The organism is Streptococcus sp. sy010, from assembly GCF_007859175.1.
Lineage (GTDB): Bacteria > Bacillota > Bacilli > Lactobacillales > Streptococcaceae > Streptococcus.
In genome coordinates this window covers 217,278-235,802 of the sequence record NZ_VOHO01000001.1, presented here as the reverse complement: position 1 = coordinate 235,802, position 18,525 = coordinate 217,278, and the positions used below count along the sequence as shown (strand labels likewise).

General features: G+C 37.7%; 20 protein-coding genes and 1 pseudogene. 2 read left to right on the top strand and 19 right to left on the bottom strand.

All coding sequences use genetic code 11. The annotated features are described in order from the left end of the window. Nucleotides 1–10: 10 nt before the first annotated feature. The 16 genes and pseudogenes from FRX51_RS01230 to FRX51_RS01160 form a co-directional block, all read right to left on the bottom strand. Nucleotides 11–802 (bottom strand): RNA-binding protein, encoded by a 792-nt coding sequence (locus FRX51_RS01230; protein WP_146495135.1) that lies wholly within the window; start codon nt 800–802, stop codon nt 11–13. Further along, complete coding sequence (locus tag FRX51_RS01225; protein ID WP_146495133.1) at nt 799–1,053, bottom strand: YggT family protein; 255 nt, start codon at nt 1,051–1,053, stop codon at nt 799–801. The genes FRX51_RS01230 and FRX51_RS01225 overlap by 4 nt, the downstream gene beginning before the upstream one ends. A 3-nt stretch (nt 1,054–1,056) precedes the next feature. Beyond that, a complete protein-coding gene (locus FRX51_RS01220; protein ID WP_146495131.1) occupies nt 1,057–1,632 on the bottom strand; it encodes a cell division protein SepF in 576 nt (191 codons plus the stop codon). Nucleotides 1,633–1,641: 9 nt separating this feature from the next. Next, on the bottom strand, nt 1,642–2,313 hold the full coding sequence (locus FRX51_RS01215) for a YggS family pyridoxal phosphate-dependent enzyme (RefSeq protein WP_146495129.1): 672 nt from the start codon (nt 2,311–2,313) through the stop codon (nt 1,642–1,644). A 1-nt stretch (nt 2,314) separates the two neighbouring features. Then, complete coding sequence (gene ftsZ, locus FRX51_RS01210) at nt 2,315–3,613, bottom strand: cell division protein FtsZ (protein WP_146495128.1); 1,299 nt, start codon at nt 3,611–3,613, stop codon at nt 2,315–2,317. Nucleotides 3,614–3,641: 28 nt separating this feature from the next. After that, a complete protein-coding gene (locus FRX51_RS05910) occupies nt 3,642–3,869 on the bottom strand; it encodes a cell division protein FtsA C-terminal domain-containing protein (protein ID WP_398586887.1) in 228 nt (75 codons plus the stop codon). Then, nucleotides 3,845–5,036, bottom strand: a pseudogene (ftsA, locus tag FRX51_RS01205) (cell division protein FtsA); the annotation flags it as partial. The pseudogene ftsA and the gene FRX51_RS05910, both read right to left, overlap by 25 nt. A 141-nt stretch (nt 5,037–5,177) precedes the next feature. Continuing rightward, nucleotides 5,178–6,263, bottom strand: a complete 1,086-nt coding sequence (locus FRX51_RS01200; RefSeq protein ID WP_146495124.1) for a cell division protein FtsQ/DivIB — start codon at nt 6,261–6,263, stop codon at nt 5,178–5,180. An 8-nt stretch (nt 6,264–6,271) separates the two neighbouring features. After that, entirely contained in the window at nt 6,272–7,333 is a 1,062-nt protein-coding gene (locus tag FRX51_RS01195; RefSeq protein ID WP_146495121.1) for a UDP-N-acetylglucosamine--N-acetylmuramyl-(pentapeptide) pyrophosphoryl-undecaprenol N-acetylglucosamine transferase, read from the bottom strand. Then, the gene (gene murD / locus FRX51_RS01190; RefSeq protein ID WP_146495119.1) at nt 7,330–8,691 is read right to left on the bottom strand and encodes a UDP-N-acetylmuramoyl-L-alanine--D-glutamate ligase; all 1,362 of its coding nucleotides are present in this window, start codon (nt 8,689–8,691) and stop codon (nt 7,330–7,332) included. Before murD ends, FRX51_RS01195 begins: the two co-directional genes overlap by 4 nt. 103 nt (nt 8,692–8,794) lie before the next feature. After that, on the bottom strand, nt 8,795–9,052 hold the full coding sequence (locus tag FRX51_RS01185; protein WP_146460155.1) for a DUF3165 family protein: 258 nt from the start codon (nt 9,050–9,052) through the stop codon (nt 8,795–8,797). 24 nt (nt 9,053–9,076) lie between these two features. After that, a complete protein-coding gene (gene typA / locus FRX51_RS01180) occupies nt 9,077–10,918 on the bottom strand; it encodes a translational GTPase TypA (protein WP_146460152.1) in 1,842 nt (613 codons plus the stop codon). A gap of 173 nt (nt 10,919–11,091) precedes the next feature. Continuing rightward, complete coding sequence (locus FRX51_RS01175) at nt 11,092–11,484, bottom strand: rhodanese-like domain-containing protein (protein WP_146495117.1); 393 nt, start codon at nt 11,482–11,484, stop codon at nt 11,092–11,094. 22 nt (nt 11,485–11,506) lie between these two features. After that, the gene (locus tag FRX51_RS01170; protein ID WP_146495115.1) at nt 11,507–12,472 is read right to left on the bottom strand and encodes an ROK family glucokinase; all 966 of its coding nucleotides are present in this window, start codon (nt 12,470–12,472) and stop codon (nt 11,507–11,509) included. Then, nucleotides 12,447–12,671, bottom strand: coding sequence for a YqgQ family protein (locus tag FRX51_RS01165; RefSeq protein WP_146495113.1), 225 nt, complete (start codon nt 12,669–12,671; stop codon nt 12,447–12,449). The genes FRX51_RS01170 and FRX51_RS01165 overlap by 26 nt, the downstream gene beginning before the upstream one ends. 81 nt (nt 12,672–12,752) lie before the next feature. After that, complete coding sequence (locus FRX51_RS01160) at nt 12,753–13,208, bottom strand: DNA starvation/stationary phase protection protein (RefSeq protein ID WP_146495111.1); 456 nt, start codon at nt 13,206–13,208, stop codon at nt 12,753–12,755. Nucleotides 13,209–13,306: 98 nt separating this feature from the next. Between FRX51_RS01160 and FRX51_RS01155 the strand changes: the two genes are divergently transcribed. Further along, the gene (locus tag FRX51_RS01155) at nt 13,307–13,957 is read left to right on the top strand and encodes an A24 family peptidase (RefSeq protein WP_146495109.1); all 651 of its coding nucleotides are present in this window, start codon (nt 13,307–13,309) and stop codon (nt 13,955–13,957) included. A gap of 33 nt (nt 13,958–13,990) precedes the next feature. Here the strand turns inward: FRX51_RS01155 and trpX are convergent, their stop codons facing one another. The 3 genes from trpX to tgt all read right to left on the bottom strand — a co-directional run bounded on the left by trpX (nt 13,991) and on the right by tgt (nt 17,627). Further along, the gene (gene trpX / locus FRX51_RS01150) at nt 13,991–14,980 is read right to left on the bottom strand and encodes a tryptophan ABC transporter substrate-binding protein (protein ID WP_261379786.1); all 990 of its coding nucleotides are present in this window, start codon (nt 14,978–14,980) and stop codon (nt 13,991–13,993) included. Nucleotides 14,981–15,107: 127 nt separating this feature from the next. After that, on the bottom strand, nt 15,108–16,298 hold the full coding sequence (locus tag FRX51_RS01145) for an MFS transporter (protein WP_146495104.1): 1,191 nt from the start codon (nt 16,296–16,298) through the stop codon (nt 15,108–15,110). A gap of 186 nt (nt 16,299–16,484) precedes the next feature. Then, on the bottom strand, nt 16,485–17,627 hold the full coding sequence (gene tgt, locus FRX51_RS01140; protein ID WP_146460137.1) for a tRNA guanosine(34) transglycosylase Tgt: 1,143 nt from the start codon (nt 17,625–17,627) through the stop codon (nt 16,485–16,487). 129 nt (nt 17,628–17,756) lie between these two features. Between tgt and FRX51_RS01135 the strand changes: the two genes are divergently transcribed. Continuing rightward, on the top strand, nt 17,757–18,524 hold the full coding sequence (locus tag FRX51_RS01135) for a DUF975 family protein (protein ID WP_186627073.1): 768 nt from the start codon (nt 17,757–17,759) through the stop codon (nt 18,522–18,524). Nucleotide 18,525 lies beyond the last annotated feature (1 nt).

Genomic DNA, 18,525 nt, shown 5'->3' with positions numbered 1-18,525 from the left:
ACATTCCTCCTTATTTAGCAATCATTTGACGAATGATCACCTTATATTTTCCTTGTTTAGTCTGTCCTAAAATTTCTTTTATTTGAAAACGACCATACCCACGAATACTAATCAAATCTCCTATTTTCAAGTCTTGACTTCCACGTTGAAGGAGATGATAATTACACTTCACTTTTTCTTGCTCAATCAATCGTGTAATCGTCGTTCGAGATTCCTTTATCACCTTAGCTAATAGGGTATCCGCTCGAAAACTAATCGTTAAAACAAGTTGTTCATCACTTGCTCCTTCTCCTACCAAACGTTCTTCAAGAGAAACTTCCCGAAAAGAAACTGGAACAGAAGCAATTTTTTCCACCTGATTTCTCAAATAAATCACTTTGTCTTGGTCCAAAAAAATCTGAACTCTTTTATCAACCAGCAAAATGTCTCCGAGCAGAGAACGTCTGATACCTAATTGATTAAGCAAGGCTCCTAAAACTTGTCGATGAGATAACGTATAAAATTTTCGTGGGTAATCAATCTCTACCAAAGTCAAATTAAAGTCTTCGACAGCTAACTCGTAATAATCAGGAGCAATAATCACTCTTGTATATTCCATCGGTGCCATAAGTGTCGAAACAAAATGTTTGACTTGAGCCTGTCCTAAAACACTGAGTGCAATTTGTAACTGCCTTGGATCTAAAAATTCTGTCAATTGATAAGTATAGGTATTCTCCATCTTGGTGATTAAATCGCTAATCTTATCAATAAATACTTTTTCATCCGAATGAAAATGCTGATAAATCAATCTCTTATCTGTCATTGCAATAAACTAATCAAAAAGGCACTTAAACGATTAAGTAGGAACATGACTAGAAAAATTGTAAAATCAAGACCTGCAAAAACTAAACGAAACTTTTTAAAGGGTGTTAATAGTGGCTCTACTAAACCAACTATTATTTGTCCCAGTTTCGTTTCATAAGCACCTGGAAACCAAGACATGATCGCGTAGATAAATAGAATATAAGAATAAACTTGAATTAGTCTTAAACTTACTAAAATAACCAAAACCATGTTTTATCTTCTCTTCATGTCATAATCAAAGGACTGATCTTGAGCAGTATTTGGAATTTGCATTTCTTCAACATCAACGACAACTGAAGCTGGTGTCAATAGATACATCGACGACCCTACTTTTTGTAAATTACCAGATAAAACTTCACTAGCACCATCAATAAAGTCTAGACATCGTCTAGCTTGAGTTTCTAGCATATATTGAAAATCAATCAAGACACATTCATTACTATTTAATAGAGCCACAATCTCTCGAGCATCTTCATACTTACGAGGATATTTAAGAGCGATTGTTACCGCTTCTCCCATGCTTTGATGTTGAACAGCTCTCAAATCTGCTTTTGGACTTCTTGTTCTGACGGTCTCTTGAGTTGACGTTTTCATTGTTGTTACTGGCTCTCTTTGTGGTTGAGCTATCTGTGGTCTCGGTGCTTGAGGACGAGGACGCTCGTGTTCTCTAACCTCTTGCCGATGAGAACTTTGAGCAACCTCTCTTTCTTGCTCAAATTCTTCAAGTTCACTGACCTCATCCGTTGAAAAATAAGAAATGATATTATTTGTAAAATCTTTTAGTCCCATTTCTATCTCCTATTCTTTAAAAAATGATTGGCCAATTCTAACAAAGGTCGCTCCTTCTTTAATGGCCAGAGCAAAATCGCCGCTCATTCCCATACTTAATTCTTTAAATGGCATATGAGCTATTTTCTTTTCAGCTAATCGCTCTCTGAGCAATCTTGCTTGTCGAAAAATCGCTTGTTTTTCGTCATCGCTGGCTTCAAAAGGAGTCATTGTCATCAAGCCTACAAGAATAATCTTATCTAATTTTGCTAGTTCTTCTAGTAAATCATCCAATTCTTCTATATAGACCCCATGCTTACTTGTCTCTTTTGAAATATTGATTTGTAAGAAACACTTAACTGGTTTACTTGCTCGTTTTTGAATCTCTAAAGCCAAGTTAAGAGAATCTAAAGCATGGAAATAATCAATATAATCAATAACTTCTTTTACCTTACGCCGCTGAAGACTTCCGATAAAATGCCAAGTTAACACATCGCCCTTAACCTGATGATATTTTTCTAAAAATTTATCAACACGATTTTCACCAAGATGATGATGCCCCAAATCAACTAAGGCTTGAGTTGTTGCAACATCTACATATTTCGTTACTGCAATCACTTCAACCGGTTGAGCCTTTTGTTCATCAGAAACCAAGACAGCTACTTGCTTCATGATTTCTTGTTTATTTTTAGCAAGATTCATCTTAACGATTTTTGAAAAATGGCGGTGTTTCTAATTCATCGTCACCTTCAAAAGCAGTTTGTTGGAAACTAGACATAGTTAATTGACTATCTAACTCTCCTTCTGTAGGACGGGTAATCTGATCACGTTTTAAATCCCAATTGCCAAATGATGATTGTTCACTAGCAGGTTTTACTTGCTTACTAGAAACAGAACTAGTTGGCATTTCACGAACTTCAGCCATATCAAAATTGTGGCGACGATCAAAACCTGTTTGCACTGGTTCTTGTGTTTCTAGAGGTTGCGTTTGAGGACCTGAAGTAAATTGACGAGGCTGACGGAAATTAGCCACTGTTTCAACACGGTCTTTACCAACACCAGTTGCAACAACCGTCACACGAATCTCATCTTTCATGCTCTCATCAATAGATGTTCCCAACCAGATGTTAACACCATTACCTGCTGCTTGACCAACAATTTCAGACGCTTCTTCTGCTTCTGTCAAGGTCATATCCAAACCACCTGTGACGTTAACGATAACATCTTCAGCTCCATCAATGGTTGTTTCCAAAAGTGGTGAATAAATAGCTTTACGAGCAGCTTCAATGATACGTTCCTCACCGCTACCGATACCGATACCCATAAGAGCATTGCCCTTATTAGCCATAACTGTCTTAACATCAGCAAAGTCCAAGTTAATCAAACCAGGATTAGTAATCAAATCAGTGATACCTTGAACGCCCTGACGCAACACATTATCAGCTTCACTAAGTGCTTCTAAAAGTGGTGTCTTTTTATCAACAATTTCCAATAAATTATTGTTAGAAATAATCAAAAGCGTATCTACTTGCTCACGTAATTCAGCAATGCCTTCGATTGCAAAATTACCACGTTTGTTTCCTTCAAAACCAAACGGACGAGTCACCACTGCTACTGTTAAAGCGCCCAAACTTTTGGCAATACGAGCAATCACTGGTGCAGCTCCTGTACCAGAGCCACCACCCATACCAGCAGTGATAAAGACCATGTCAGACCCTGTCAACGCTTCAACAATGACTTCTTCACTTTCTTCAGCAGCCTTACGACCAACTTCAGGCTGACCTCCAGCCCCAAGACCTCGTGTTAATTTAGGACCTAATTGAATGACTGTTTCTGCCTTAGACGCACTCAAGGCTTGAATATCTGTGTTGGCTGCAATAAATTCGACACCTGCCACACCTTCTTCAATCATGCGGTTGATGGCATTACCACCGCCTCCACCGACACCAATAACCTTTATCACTGCTCCTTGAACAGACGCAGCATCAAATGAAAATACCATATTTTATTTCCTCATTTCAATCAAACTTTTAATCAAATAAACTTCCAAACACACCACGTACCCGATCGCCTAGTTTATCTTTTGATTTCTTTGGCTTAACTTTTTTCGTTTTAATCGGTTGGGGAATGAAATCTTCTGGAGCTTGTAGTGGTGGACGAACACCAGTATCTAAAGTTTCTTCTTGATACATTGTTGGAGCTGGAACAGTCACTGACATCGTCGGACGTCCAACATCAGTTGGTTTACGTCTTAGCAATTCTTCACCCGTTACAGCAGCTTGAGCTAATAATTCTACTTCGCTCATTTTTCCAACATATTCTACCAAACTAATAACATTGGCAAACATTGGATTACGAATACCAACTTGATTAGGCACATGTAATTTAACCTTTGTTTTAAATACATCCTGTGCTAATTCAACAATCCCTGGCAAGATTGACCCACCACCGATTAAGACTACACCACCTGGTAAATCAAGCAAACGACCACGTTCTAGATCTTGTTTAATTCGCTCTAAAATATGACGAATACGAGCTGAAATAATTTCTGATAAATAACGTTCAGTAATTTCAACAGGCTCATCACTACCAATAACATCCACAGGAACAGTTTCTGTCAAACTCGTTGCATTGGTATCAGCGCTACCAAAGTTAAATTTCAAGGCTTCTGCAATCTGCATAGAAGTTTTGAGTACCTTAGAAATATCTTTAGTAACATACTCACCACCTTCAGAATAGATGTTTGTATATTGCAACTCTTGTGCTCGCATAGAAGCTACTGTCGTTTGCCCTGCTCCCATATCAATAACAGTCGCACCAAACTCACGTTCCCCTTCATTTAAGACTGATTTCGCCATGGCTAGAGGGGAGATGATAATATTCTCAACTTGAATCCCTGCACGCTCAACTGTTTTTCTTAAATTATGCAAGATAGTATTAGGCCCAGTATAGATTAAACCACGCATTTCTAAACGCACGCCCATCATGCCTCTTGGATCACGGATTCCTTGAAAACCATCAACGATGAATTCTTCAGGTACCAATGAGATGACCTCACGCTCAGGAGTGATGCTCTTAGTCAAGGCTGAACGAACGACACTTGCCACATCTTCATCTTTGATTTCTTTTGATTCATTAGGTACAGGAATCATCCCTTGAGTGGGCTCGATTTGTAACAGATTAGCAGGAAGTGCCACATTAACCTTATCAATGGTAATCCCTGCTTTTTCACCTGCCTGTTCAATAGCTGATTTAATCGAATTCGCTGCTGCTTCAATATCAACAATAATACCATCTCTGACACCAGTACTTGTGACATTACTTACACCGATGACATTCATCTCTCCTTGAACAAGTTCAGCAACTAGAACCTTGATTGAACTCGTCCCTATATCCAAACCTGTAAAAAAGCCATTCCTAGCCATTCACTTGACCTCACTATCTTTTCAAAACTATGATTCATTTATACTATTCAAAAATAGAATTACTCAGTGATTATTATATCATAAAAAACGTAAAATGATATCATTTTACGTTTTTTATTTCGATAAAATCTCTAGGCAAACCTATTCTACACTGAGATTTTCTTCAGTTTCTGATATGGTAGCCTCCACAGACACATCTAAACTCGTCTCGATTGCGTCACTACTTTCGGTTTCATCTGAAGAAGTGTCTGATTCACTAGACGATGTGTTTTCTTCTTGACTGCTTTGATTTTGAGCTTCAAGTTCACTCGTTGTGTGATAAATCCCAACTTCCATATCAATGATGCCTACCTCAGTCAGCTGAATCATCTTGTTATAATAAGACAACTTCTTGGACAATTCTGATAAAGGAACCCTTACCAAATTACCATCATACATTTCCAACTGTAACAAATCAGCTGTCGCTTTACTCGGTGTCAAACTCACATTTCTGACTTGGCTCACAATTTGTTGATCAACTTTAAGTAATTCTTGAATTAACTGCTTGATCTGCTTTTTATTAGCAAAGTCAACAATTAAAGCCTCTCCTGTTAAAGCAATCGCATCAGTCGTATCTACTCGCGTACCACTTTCTAAAATAGGTCGATAACCTTGATCTGTTAAACCATAGGCATAAATCTGATATTCTTCTATCTTGATCTTAAAAATATTAGGAAATTGATAGGTTATCTTTGCTTTTTTTACCCAAGGATTATTCGTTTTAATGGCTCTTTCATAATTCTTAGTATTAAACCAAACACTTGTTAAATAGTCAGTACTCTTAATACCACTAGCTTGGCTCACTTCTTCAGTTGTTGTTTGTTCCACTCCTGTTATTTGCAGTATCTTTTGTTGACTATAGGGAGTTAAAAAGAAAGCCGAGCTTACCAAGACCAAAACGGCAATAAGAATAACTGGGACAACCTTGATAAAGGTTCTACTTTCTGGTTTAGTAACCTTATGATTTTTTTTTCTTATTTTTTTCTTTGGTTTAGATTGAACTACTGATTCTTCCTCAAGAAGTGATTGTTTCATCAATGATTTTCTTTTAGCTAATAAGTCTTTAGCTGCCTTAGCCTTGATTTGTTCTTCTTGTTGCTTCTTCTTTAAAAACTCAATATTTCTTTTTTGCCAATCACTTAATTCTCTCTCAGGTGTTGCCTGATTATGTTTATTTTTTTTTGACATAATATCCCTTAATTTTGGTTAATATCTGCTTCCAACACGTTATAAAAATCAGCTATTGATTTCAAATCTTTGGTTGTTGCCATAGCTTCTTGATAACTAGCTTGCTTGGTCAAAAGTTCAGCAATAGCTGATTCCAAGTTCTCTAAAGTCAAGTCTTCTTCAAGTAACTGTTTCGCATAACCTTGTTTCTCAAAATAAGCAGCATTTTCCAGTTGATCTCCACGACTAGCCTCTTTACCCAAAGGAACAATCACATGAAGTTTTTTCATCGCTAACAACTCAAATAAGGTATTGGCTCCCCCACGAGTCACCACAACATCAGCCATTGCCATCAAAGGTTGGTAAAGATCCGTTACATAATCAACACGGTAAAGATTTTTCGTGAGTTGGTTAAGGCTAGCATCACCAGATAAATTGATAACATTATAACGCTTAATCAATTCTGGTTCTTGGCTAATAAACTCATTAAAAACCTTGGCTCCGCCAGAACCGCCAACAAACAGAATGGTTTTTAATTGTGCATCAAACTGGTCGCGGATAAAATCAACTTGGGTCATGTCAACACTGTCTTGATCAATTTTTGTGATTGCTCCAACATGTTCTTCCTTAGCTAAATTAGCTTGTTTAAAGGTTGTGTACATCTTTGTCGCAAATTTATAAGCGATTTTATTGGCCAAACCCATAGACAAATCTGACTCATGAATAAAGACTGGAACAGACAAAATTTTTGCTGCAATGACTGGGGGAACTGAAACAAAGCCTCCTTTTGAAAAGAGAGCGTTAGGTCGGATTTTAGCTACAATGACTAAAGATTGTAAAATACCATAGGCTACCTTGAATAAGTCTAGAAAATTTTGCCAACTGAAATAACGACGTAATTTCCCTGTCGCAATGCCATGGAAAGTTACTGAAAGACCTGATTGAATAATGGTTTGGTATTCAACACCATTTTTATCACCAATGTAGTGCACTTCCCAACCATCTGACAAAAATCTAGGAATCAGAAGTAGATTCAGGGTAACATGACCAACTGTTCCACCACCTGTGAAAATAATTTTTTTCTTGGTCATGCTTGTTCTCCCTTGATTTTTTCAACTGTTTGGATAAACTCATCTCCACGTTCTTCGAAATTGAGGTATTGGTCCCAACTCGCGTTAGCAGGACTAAGCAAAACCACATCATCAGCACTGGCTAAATTAAAAGCTAATTCCGTAGCTTCTGCCACATTATCAGCCATTACCCAAGGCAGACCTGTTTTTTCTGCCAGTTCTTTCAAACGTGGAGCCACTTCGCCGATTAAAACTAACTGCTTAATTCCCTGTAAATCTGGCAAAAGCTCATCAAAAGCATTACCACGATCCAAGCCACCTAGGATTAAAAGCACCTGCTTGTTATCAAAGCCTGAGAGAGCCTTTTGAGTCGCTTGAATATTGGTTGACTTACTATCATTATAAAAACGCACCTGTTTCACCGTTCCTAAATCTTGCAAACGGTGCTTAACACCAGAAAAACGAGTAATCCCTTCTTTAATCGCTTGATTGTCAATACCAGATAATTTAGCCACTGCAATAGTTGCCAAGGCATTTTCTATATTATGAAGACCAGGAACACCAATCTCATCAGCTGACATAATCAACTCTGTCTTAAAGTAAAGTTGGTTTTCAAACAGATAGGCACCGTCCACTTTTTCAGTAACTGAAAAAGGAACTACAGTGGCTTTACTTGTTTTAGCCAATTCCTTGGCCAAATCTTGTGTGACATTCAAAATCAAAAAATCTTCTTCAGACATTTGCTCTTGAATCTTCCACTTTGCTGCCACATAGTCGTCAAACTCACCGTGATAGTCTAAGTGACTTGCCACAAAGTTAGTAATCACGGCAATATGGGGCTTAAACTCTTTGACACCCATGAGTTGAAAGCTAGACAGTTCTGTAATCATCACATCAGATGCCCTTGCTGTTTGAGCTACTTCGCTAGCAGGAAAGCCAATATTTCCCGCTAATAAGCCTGGACGCCCTGCACACTCAAAAACATTAGCAATCATAGTTGTGGTGGTTGTTTTGCCATTTGAACCAGTAATACCAATAATTGACGCCTCAGAAATCAAATAGGCTAATTCAACTTCAGTAAAAATAGGCAAACTCTTCTCCAAGGCAGCTACAACCATAGGATTACTGTAAGGAATCCCTGGATTTTTAACCATCAAGGCAAATTCTTCTTCTAATAATTCCACTGGATGATGACCACAAATCACCTTCATCCCCATGCTTAATAACTCTTTAGCCATCGGATTTTCTTCCAAGGCTTTACCATCATTAACCGTAACTAAAGCACCTAATTGGTGTAACAATTTAGCAGCTGCTAGTCCTGAACGAGCCAAACCCAGTACCAAGACTTTCTGATTTTTAAACCGACTAATCATTTTCATATCGTTTTTATCTCATTCTAATCTTTCTATTTCTATCTATTTTACCTTTAATTAAGGGAATTTTCAAGATTAAAGAAAAAGGAAGACCCGACAAGTCTTCCTTTCATTTCTTCGATTGATTTGATTTAGTGGTCAGAGCAAACATGTCCTTTAAAGCTAAAACACCTACTAAAGTCATTAACAAGCCAACAAAAATCTCTGGTGGCGATTGACTCAACTGGGTAAAACTCAAGATAGCTAAAACCACAAAACTACCTACCAAACCCACAATAAAAATGATATTTAGGGTATTCTTGATTGATTTAGGTGCTGCAAAAAAATAGTAACCTAAAATCATCAAGGCAATAATGAGATAAAACATTAGCTCACCTCTTCATAAAAAATCTTATTCAGCCGATTTTTTCTTCTTGTTAGCCTTGTCACGCCCTTGTTTATCAAGAATCTGCTTACGCAATCGAATTGACTCAGGTGTCACTTCCATGTATTCATCGTCATTCAAAAATTCAAGTGATTCTTCCAAAGTCAAAATACGTGGGGTCTTAATTACTGACGTTTGGTCCTTAGTTGCCGAACGCACGTTTGTCATCTGCTTGGCTGTTGTAATATTAACTGTCAAGTCATTATCACGAGAGTTTTCTCCGATAATCATCCCTTCATAAACTTCTGTACCTGGATTAACAAAGATTGTACCACGTTCTTCAATACGCATGATTGAATACGTTGTTGCCTTACCAGCGTCAATAGAGACCAAGGCTCCACGGTGACGTCCACCAATTTCTCCTGGAACGACTGGTAAATATTGATCAAAGGTATGGTTCATAATCCCATAACCACGCGTCATTGATAAGAACTCGGTTGAGTAACCAATCAAACCACGCGCTGGAACAAGGAAAATTAAACGTGTTTGACCATTACCAACCATTTGCATATCAAGCATGTCACCCTTACGCTCTGACAAGGATTGAATTACGGCACCTTGATATTCTTCTGGAGTATCAATTTGAACACGCTCAAACGGCTCCATCTTGACCCCATCAATTTCTTTGATGATAACTTCTGGACGAGAAACTTGGAGTTCATAACCTTCACGACGCATGGTTTCAATCAAAATGGACAAGTGCAATTCACCACGACCTGAAACAGTCCATTTATCTGGCGAATCCGTTGGATCAACACGCAAGGAAACGTCTGTCTGCAATTCTGCTAATAAACGTTCTTCAACCTTACGAGAAGTTACCCATTTTCCTTCACGACCGGCAAATGGCGAATTATTAACCAAGAAAGTCATTTGAAGGGTTGGTTCATCAATACGCAATACCGGCAATGGTTCTACTGCATCTGTCGGTGTCACTGTTTCACCAACAAAGATGTCTTCCATACCTGATACCGCAATCAAATCACCTGCCTTAGCTTCTTGGATTTCACGACGTTCAAGACCAAAGAAACCAAAGAGTTTCGTTACACGGAAATTTTTCGTTGTGCCGTCAAGTTTTGAAAGGGTAACTTGGTCACCAACTTTAACACTTCCACGGAAGATACGACCGATACCAATACGACCCACAAAGTCATTGTAATCTAGTAGTGATACTTGGAATTGTAGCGGCTCATCTGAATTATCCACTGGTGCAGGAATATGATCGATGATGGTATCAAAAATTGGTGCCATCGTCGCTTCTTGGTCAGCCGGATTGTCTGATAAAGACGATGTTCCGTTAATCGCTGAAGCATAAACCACAGGGAATTCTAATTGATCGTCATCTGCTCCTAATTCAATAAAGAGTTCAAGCACTTCGTCAACAACTTCTTCAGGACGTGCTGATGGTTTATCAATTTTATTGACTACCACGATTGGTGTTAGGTTCTGTTCCAAGGCTTTTTTCAATACAAAGCGAGTTTGTGGCATAGTCCCTTCATAGGCATCCACAACCAAAACAACACCATCTACCATTTTCATGATACGTTCAACTTCTCCACCGAAGTCCGCATGTCCTGGGGTATCCATAATATTGATACGAACATCATTGTAGGCAACGGCTGTATTTTTAGCAAGGATAGTAATCCCACGCTCTTTTTCTAAATCATTTGAGTCCATGGCACGTTCGTCCAAAGTCGTACGCTCGTCCAAGGTTTGTGATTGTTTCAATAGTTCATCAACAAGGGTTGTTTTTCCGTGGTCAACGTGGGCAATAATGGCAACGTTACGGATATCTTCTCTTAATTTTGTCATGTTTTCCTCTTAATTCTTAGATTAACCCCTGTATTATATCATAAATTCTCTTAAATAAGCACTAGAAACCTCTTGTAAACGTTTTTTAATCAATCAAAATACGATAATTTCTTCAATCCTGTCCATTTACTCTCTTCATAAAAATAAAAGCCAGCCGACTAGACTGGACTTTTTCATGATTTGATTTTAGCTTCTTTTACCTTACCATCCCAATAGTCAAAACCATCTTTTAAGACATAAATATCTGTAAATCCTGCTTTTTTCAAGGTTAAAATACTACGAGCAGTATTAGCACCACGGGCATTTTCATACAACAAAACTGGCTTGTCTTTTCTAAGAGCCGATAGGGAGTCCTTAAACTGAGCGGCTTGAAAATTCCTTGCTCCTAAAATATGTTTACGTCTAAAACTCTCACCATCACGCAAGTCAATTAACTGCCCCTTAGGCATTAGTGTTTTGAAAGTATCATTATCAACAAATTGAGCTGCTTGACGAACCCGGAAATAATTCCAAAGCAACCAAGCTATAAAACCTAGCAAAATTAACCATACCAATGCTGTTATCATCTTATTCTTCTCTTTCTATTTTCTATCCTAGCTGACGAACTAAACTTGCTGCACCAATGATACCTGCGTCATTTCCTAGCTCTGCTAATTTCAACTGGGTGGTTTGACGCACTTGTGGAAAAGCATAACGCTTAAATTGAGTTTCTACACGTTTAAGCAAAAAATCACCTGCCGCTGAAACCCCACCACCAATAACAATGGCACTAGGATTAAGAATATTGCCTAGATTGGCAGCAGCTAAACCGAGATAGTTAGCCACCTTATCCACAATCTGATTAGCCAAGTAATCACCTGCTTTAGCCTCATCAAAGATAATCTTACTCGTCACGTCATCGCCATTGTCAATCATTGCTTTAATAGGCGATACTCCTTCATATTCTTCTGCTAAAAGCCTAGCAACTCGTACAATACCTGTCGCTGACGCTACTGTTTCCAAGCAACCTACATTACCACATGTACAAGCTAAACCTGTTTCAGCCGCTACAATCATGTGACCAATCTCACCACCTGCTCCAGCCACACCATGAATGAGGTTGCCATCAGCGATAATGCCGCCACCAACACCTGTACCAAGGGTCATAAAAACGACATCAGATTGATTATCACCAGCACCGACCCAAGCCTCTCCCAAGGCAGCAACATTGGCATCATTATCAATGACAAAAGGTAAGCCTAATTCTGCTTCAATCACTTGACCAATTGCTTGAGTCTTTGCCCAATTCAAATTAAAAGCACCTGTAACCGTTTTTTGCTCACGATTAACTGCTCCTGGGGAACCCATCCCAATACCAATAAAATCAGCCTTGGTCAAGCCATAAAGTTCCCAACGATGCTTAATAGAGGCTATAATATCTGGTAGAATATGACGCCCATCTTCTAAACTATTGGTTGCAATCGACCATTTGTCCTGAATGTCTCCTTCTTGAGTCACGATGCCAAATTTAATGCTCGTGCCACCCAAATCAATTCCTAGTAATTTTCTTGTCATTTTCTTGCTCCTTTTCCAATCGATGCTCCCGTCGTAAAACCAACTCTGCTTGCAAATAGTTTTCCCTAGCTAACAAGCCATTTTGATAAAGACGCTCCAATTCAATCTTCATCATCTCAATATCATATAAGCGTTTACCCAAATAAACAAAGATTCCAAATCGTTTGAGCAACTGTTGAACATCATATAAGTCTTTCATACCCTATTCATTTTAGCAAATTCAAGAACAGTTTTCAATGACAAAAATAGCCAGCTCCTTGTTAGGAACTGACTGCTTTTATTAACCTAATTCAGCTTTAAGCATCCAAATAACCTTATCTGCATCAGCTAGGGCATCTGCAAACAGACCATTAGCAACGGCTTCGCCTTCTTCATCCGTCATTTCTAAACCTTGATGATAAAGTTCTGCTAGATAAGTATAGACTTCAATCAATCGTGTCAAACGATCTGCCATTGGAACATCAAAACTACCTTTAACTTCTTCAAGTTTAGATACTTGATGATATTCTTCAAGAGTTGAGTATGGTGCACCACCCAACATAATCAAACGTTCACTTAATTCATCCAAATGACCATCTAATCCATCAATCAAAGCATCCATCTTTTTATGTAGGTAAAGAAAACCTTGACCACGCATATACCAATGTGCCTGACGAATAATAGAAATAGCCTTATAAATATCAGCTACTGCTTGGTTCAAAACTTCTTTAGTACCGTCATAAGATCTTGTTGTCATTTGTTATACCTCTTTCTATTTTATGTTTTAATTATAATCGTTCTAAAAAACTTTGTCAAGCATTTAACTTTTTAAAACGAATTAGCGAATTAAAAAGTATGAAGACTATTTTAATTTTTTTCCTTGGAGCTAGCCTAGGCTCTTTTTTAGGGTTAGTTTTTGATCGCTTTCCAGAAAAATCTATTCTTTTCCCCCGAAGTCACTGCAACCATTGCAAAAAAATATTAACTGTTAGGGACTTAATTCCAATTTTTTCACAATTGATTAATGGCTCTTGTTGTCGATTTTGTCATGCTAAATTCCCCCTTTGGTATGCCGGACTAGAACTAACGTCTGGACTCGTTGCACTAGCTTGCTATACAGACATCATTAGTCCTACCCAGACCATCTTAATCTATCTCGGTTTAATCCTAACTTTATATGATTTGAAAGAGCAAGCCTATCCTCTTTGCATTTGGCTTATCGGCACTAACCTACTTTTTTTCTTTCATCCTATTAACCAAATTAGCCTATTCTTTTTATTTTTGGCTCTCTTAGCGACTTTTCTTCCGCTTAAAATTGGTAATGGGGACTTTCTCTTTTTGGCTAGTTTATCTTTTTCACTCAATCTTTATCAACTTCTTTATTTACTACAGCTTGCTAGTATATTAGGAATAACTTATTCTCTTAGTCGGAAAAATCAGCAAGACAGCATAGCTTTTGTTCCTTTTCTTTTTCTAGCTTATCTTGTGGTTTTATGGCTAAGCTAAATAAAAAAGTTGGAACAAATTGTCCCAACTTTTTTATTCAATGATTTGACTAGCTGATGATAACACTTCTTCTGGAATTGAAATCCCTAACTCAACTGCAACCTTTTTATTGATCACTGGCTTACCTTCACTAAAAATCTCCACAGGAAGATTTGCAATTTTTTCACCATCAAGTACCTTGGCAACCATTTGACCAGTTGCTACACCTAATTGATATTGATCAATAACTACGGAAGCCAAGCCTCCTTCTGCAACCATCGTATCAACGCTTGGGAAAATTGGTTTTTTCGCTTCCTTAGTCACTGAAACAACGGTCGCAAAAGCACTAGCAATGGTATTGTCTAAAGGCACCCATAAGGCATCAACCTTGTCTAACATCACATTCAACGTCGTTGCAATTTCATTGGTTGAAGGAACAGCATAGGTTTCAACTTGGTAACCCTTGGTTTTTGCCATTTTAGTAAATTCTTCAACTTGAGATTTGGAATTATCTTCACTACTACTGTATAAAATCCCAATGGTTTTAACAGATGGTGTCAAGGTCTTAATCAACTCTAGTTGACTAGCTATTGGTGTCTGATCTGAAACCCCTGTGACATTACCACTTGGTTTTTCCAAATCTTTGACCAAATTAGCACCAACTGGATCAGTGACGGCTCCCATAACAACTGGAATAGTTTTGGTCGCATTGGCCAAACCTTGAGCTGCTGGTGTTGCAATCCCAACCAAGACCTGATTGCCATTATTAACCAAAGTCTGACTCATGGTTTGAACCTTACTTTGATCGCCCTCAGCATTTAAAAAATCAATCGTGACAAGTTTATCATCGTAACCCGCCTGTTTCAAACCTTCTTGAATACCAGCATAGATAGTGTCTAAGGCCTCATGCGTAACATATTGCAAGACTCCGACCTTGACTTCTTCTTGTGCTGACTCTTGTTTTTTTTGTGAACTGAATACCCCAAAAATAATGAGGGCTAAAAATCCTAAACCTAATAAACTAAACAACCGTTTATTTTTTATCATATCTCTCCCTACTTTCTCTAAGATTATCTGATTAAAGTACAGATGTTTTTCTATTTCTGTTCAATGTATCATAATTCAACTAAAAAGTAAAGGTATTTCAGTTGATTTGAAAAGAAGCTTAAGATTAAGCCTCTTTTTTATAGTTGATGGCTAAATAAAAACCGACAAGTATGGTTAAGGCATTGATGGCAATACCTAAGACCAAGATATTTTGATAGACACTTGGGATGAGTAAAAATAAAATTCCCCAAAAAGCATACAAACTTGAATTGGTTGAATAAACCACTGCCATCTTATCATGATCATATTCTGCATAAATCAGTTTCTCAAAAATATTACCAGAAATCCCAATAATCACAAAGGCTAGGAAAAAGAGAAAAAGTTTAAGGTAGGGATTGGCTACTAGAAAAACCAATAATAAACACGTGCCTGAGATAATATAGTCCATAAAGAAAAAGCGTCTTGGTGAAATCGATAGTTTAGGAGCAATAAAAGCCCCCAGCAAGTCAGCTCCACGCTGGACGGCTAAAACCAACCCCACTAATTGAATGGAAATCCCTTCTTGTAAAAGATATAAGGGCATCAAGGTCAGCAATAAATCTGTCCCTCCACTTAGAAATGACTCTACCATCACAATCAAGGACGCATAAGGAGATGAGCGAAAGATGGCAATCGACTGAGCTAAATTTTCTTTTTTGCTAGGTTCCTTGTCAGCTTCCGTTTCTATCGCTTGCTTTGGTTTGAGTTGTATTCGACAAATAAAATAAATGGCAGCAATAAAAAATGGCAGGCTCAGTTGTAAAAGCACCTGATAGGAAATGACGGCTAACAAGCAAGAAGCCAGAAAATTACTCAGTATATCGAGAACATTAGATGTCGCATACTGTAAATCAATCGATTTATCAATCAACTCATCATCGTTATCCAACGTATCTGGGATAATTTTCATCTGCATGGTATTTAACCAAACTGTCACAAGATGAAACAAAAAATTTAGGCCATACATCCAAACCACTTGCCACTTAAACGTCAGGCAACAGATGATTGAGATAATCAAAAATAACTGGCTGACTTGAAAGGTAATCAACCAAGGCTTGTCTTGCTTAATCTGGTCAATCACTGGACCATATAAAAAAGAAGTCAACTGAGGAATCAAGCCCAGTAAGGCAAATAGAGATAAACTACCTGCATCAATCTGATAGACCTGAATCAAACCAATCGACAAGGCAATCCAATAAAAACTATCTGCAATATTACGACTCGACCGACTTAATATCAAATGATAAAAATTAGCTGTCAAGGATCTAAATGTCATAGCTTGTCACCTCCAATCAATCCTATCCACAAGATATGTTATCGCTTTCTTTATTATCATTTTAACATCTTACAACTTGTTGTCAATAGAAAAAACCACCCTTTGACGAAAGAGTGGTTTTGGAGATTTATGAAAAAGAAAAGTTTTAGGATGTTTACATTATAGCTTCCTTAGCTTAAGTCAACCTTAAAAATTACGCTTAGAACGATTGTAGCCATATTGTTCTATAAAATCTTCTCTAAACTCCAGCAAATTGTCATCTAAAATAGCTTGACGCACACGTTTCATTAAATTAACCAAGAAATAAAGATTATGGTAACTTGTTAAACGAATACCGAAGGTTTCATCTGCTTTTAAAAGATGACGAATGTAGGCGCGTGTATAATTTTGGCAAGTGTAACAGTCACAATTTGGATCCAGTGGACTGAAATCTTCTGTAAATTGAGCATTTTTGACAACCAAACGTCCCTGACTGGTCATACAGGTTCCATTACGCGCAATACGAGTTGGTAAAACGCAGTCAAACATATCAACACCACGAATAACACCATCAATCAGGCTATCTGGTGCACCTACTCCCATTAAATAACGTGGTTTATTTTCTGGTAACAATGGTGTTGTGAAATCTAGGACCGCATTCATTTCTTCATGCGTTTCTCCGACAGCCAAACCACCAATCGAATAACCGGAAAAATCCATACTGACCAAATCTTGAGCAGACTGGCGACGAAGGTCTTCAAAACCAGCTCCTTGAACGATTCCAAAAATACCTTGGTCATGTGGACGACGGTGGGCATTCAAGCCACGCTCTGCCCAACGACTAGTGCGTTCAATGGATTTTTTCACATAATCATAGGGCTGATAAAACTGAGGGCATTCATCAAAACTCATCATAATGTCACTACCCAGATTGTTTTGAATAGCAATCGCCTTTTCTGGTGATAAAAACATCTTGGAACCATTGAGATGATTCTTAAAAGTCACTCCTTCTTCTGTAATTTGACGACTATCTGCTAAAGAATAAACTTGGAAACCACCACTATCTGTCAAAATAGCTTGATCCCAATTCATAAATTTGTGCAGACCACCAGCTTGAGCCACCAATTCATCACCTGGGCGTAGCCATAAATGATAGGTGTTCGATAAAATAATCCCTGAACCCATTTCTTTTAATTCCTCAGGTGACTGAGTTTTAACCGTTGCTAAAGTTCCGACTGGCATAAACATAGGCGTCGGAAAAGTGCCATGTGGAGTAATAATTTCCCCCAAACGAGCCCCCGTGTGTTTCTCTTTTTTAATCAAACGATATTGAATTGGATGTTGCGTCATCTTATCTCCTTTACTTTGCAACTGGAAAATACAGTTCCAGGCTTTCTTGACTCCCATATTTTACCAAAAAAATGAACTACTGTCATGAGATATGATATAATGAAAATAAGACAAAAGGAGACTACTACTATGATGACCAATAAATCTATTCGCCAAGCCGCTAGGCATCAACTAAAACAAACACCAAATAAATACAAAATTTTCTTAACTCCGATTTTACTCATCCTTATCTATACAGGTATAGAAAGAATACTCTTTAGAGATGATGTTAATTCATTAATTTTTATCTTTATTCCTATAATGGCTTCCCTTTTTATTCTCTCAGCTAGTTTGACCATGTTAGACATTTGGCGTAAAAAACAAATGAGTCCAACATTTACAGATAGCACACGGGGATTTTCGCTATCTTTTCTTGGTAAGTATATCCTCGTTTCCCTGTTACGTTTCATTTACTTTATTCCTTTTATTGTTCTTTTTATCATCAGTTCTGCTACTATACTGTTTCTATTATATTCATATACACCCTTAGGCAATCACATCCCATTTCTTAATGATATTATAGCAACTTTTGGATGGGGCATTAGCCTAATCGTTATCTTTATTTTATTTGCATTGATTTTTCTTGCCCCTTGGCATTATGCCTTTTCTCAAGCTGAATTTATCCTTGCTGAACAACTAGCACTAAATACCTATACAAGCCCTCATCACGTTTTAATGACTAGTCGTCGTTTAATGAAAGGCCATCGAAAACAAGCCTTTTTCTTAGACTTATCTTTTATCGGTTGGTTCATCTTAAACGAATTGACTGCCAATCTTTTGATGATATATATTCTACCTTACTATACTACTGCCAAAGTGGTCTTCTATGATCAACTCACAAAACATCACCAATCATAAA

What these genes read in the sequence shown, in the direction of transcription:
- typA (WP_146460152.1), bottom strand. Translation starts at nt 10,918, where the DNA reads ATGACAAAATTAAGAGAAGATATCCGTAACGTTGCCATTATTGCCCAC.
- FRX51_RS01145 (WP_146495104.1), bottom strand. Translation starts at nt 16,298, where the DNA reads ATGACATTTAGATCCTTGACAGCTAATTTTTATCATTTGATATTAAGT.
- murD (WP_146495119.1), bottom strand. Translation starts at nt 8,691, where the DNA reads ATGAAAATGATTAGTCGGTTTAAAAATCAGAAAGTCTTGGTACTGGGT.
- FRX51_RS01185 (WP_146460155.1), bottom strand. Translation starts at nt 9,052, where the DNA reads ATGTTTTATCTCATTATTGCCTTGATGATTTTAGGTTACTATTTTTTT.
- FRX51_RS01200 (WP_146495124.1), bottom strand. Translation starts at nt 6,263, where the DNA reads ATGTCAAAAAAAAATAAACATAATCAGGCAACACCTGAGAGAGAATTA.
- FRX51_RS01225 (WP_146495133.1), bottom strand. Translation starts at nt 1,053, where the DNA reads ATGGTTTTGGTTATTTTAGTAAGTTTAAGACTAATTCAAGTTTATTCT.
- FRX51_RS01165 (WP_146495113.1), bottom strand. Translation starts at nt 12,671, where the DNA reads ATGAAAGACTTATATGATGTTCAACAGTTGCTCAAACGATTTGGAATC.
- FRX51_RS01175 (WP_146495117.1), bottom strand. Translation starts at nt 11,484, where the DNA reads ATGATAACAGCATTGGTATGGTTAATTTTGCTAGGTTTTATAGCTTGG.
- FRX51_RS01135 (WP_186627073.1), top strand. Translation starts at nt 17,757, where the DNA reads ATGATGACCAATAAATCTATTCGCCAAGCCGCTAGGCATCAACTAAAA.
- FRX51_RS01230 (WP_146495135.1), bottom strand. Translation starts at nt 802, where the DNA reads ATGACAGATAAGAGATTGATTTATCAGCATTTTCATTCGGATGAAAAA.
- FRX51_RS01220 (WP_146495131.1), bottom strand. Translation starts at nt 1,632, where the DNA reads ATGGGACTAAAAGATTTTACAAATAATATCATTTCTTATTTTTCAACG.
- tgt (WP_146460137.1), bottom strand. Translation starts at nt 17,627, where the DNA reads ATGACGCAACATCCAATTCAATATCGTTTGATTAAAAAAGAGAAACAC.
- FRX51_RS01170 (WP_146495115.1), bottom strand. Translation starts at nt 12,472, where the DNA reads ATGACAAGAAAATTACTAGGAATTGATTTGGGTGGCACGAGCATTAAA.
- ftsZ (WP_146495128.1), bottom strand. Translation starts at nt 3,613, where the DNA reads ATGGTATTTTCATTTGATGCTGCGTCTGTTCAAGGAGCAGTGATAAAG.
- FRX51_RS01215 (WP_146495129.1), bottom strand. Translation starts at nt 2,313, where the DNA reads ATGAATCTTGCTAAAAATAAACAAGAAATCATGAAGCAAGTAGCTGTC.
- FRX51_RS01155 (WP_146495109.1), top strand. Translation starts at nt 13,307, where the DNA reads ATGAAGACTATTTTAATTTTTTTCCTTGGAGCTAGCCTAGGCTCTTTT.
- FRX51_RS01160 (WP_146495111.1), bottom strand. Translation starts at nt 13,208, where the DNA reads ATGACAACAAGATCTTATGACGGTACTAAAGAAGTTTTGAACCAAGCA.
- FRX51_RS01195 (WP_146495121.1), bottom strand. Translation starts at nt 7,333, where the DNA reads ATGACCAAGAAAAAAATTATTTTCACAGGTGGTGGAACAGTTGGTCAT.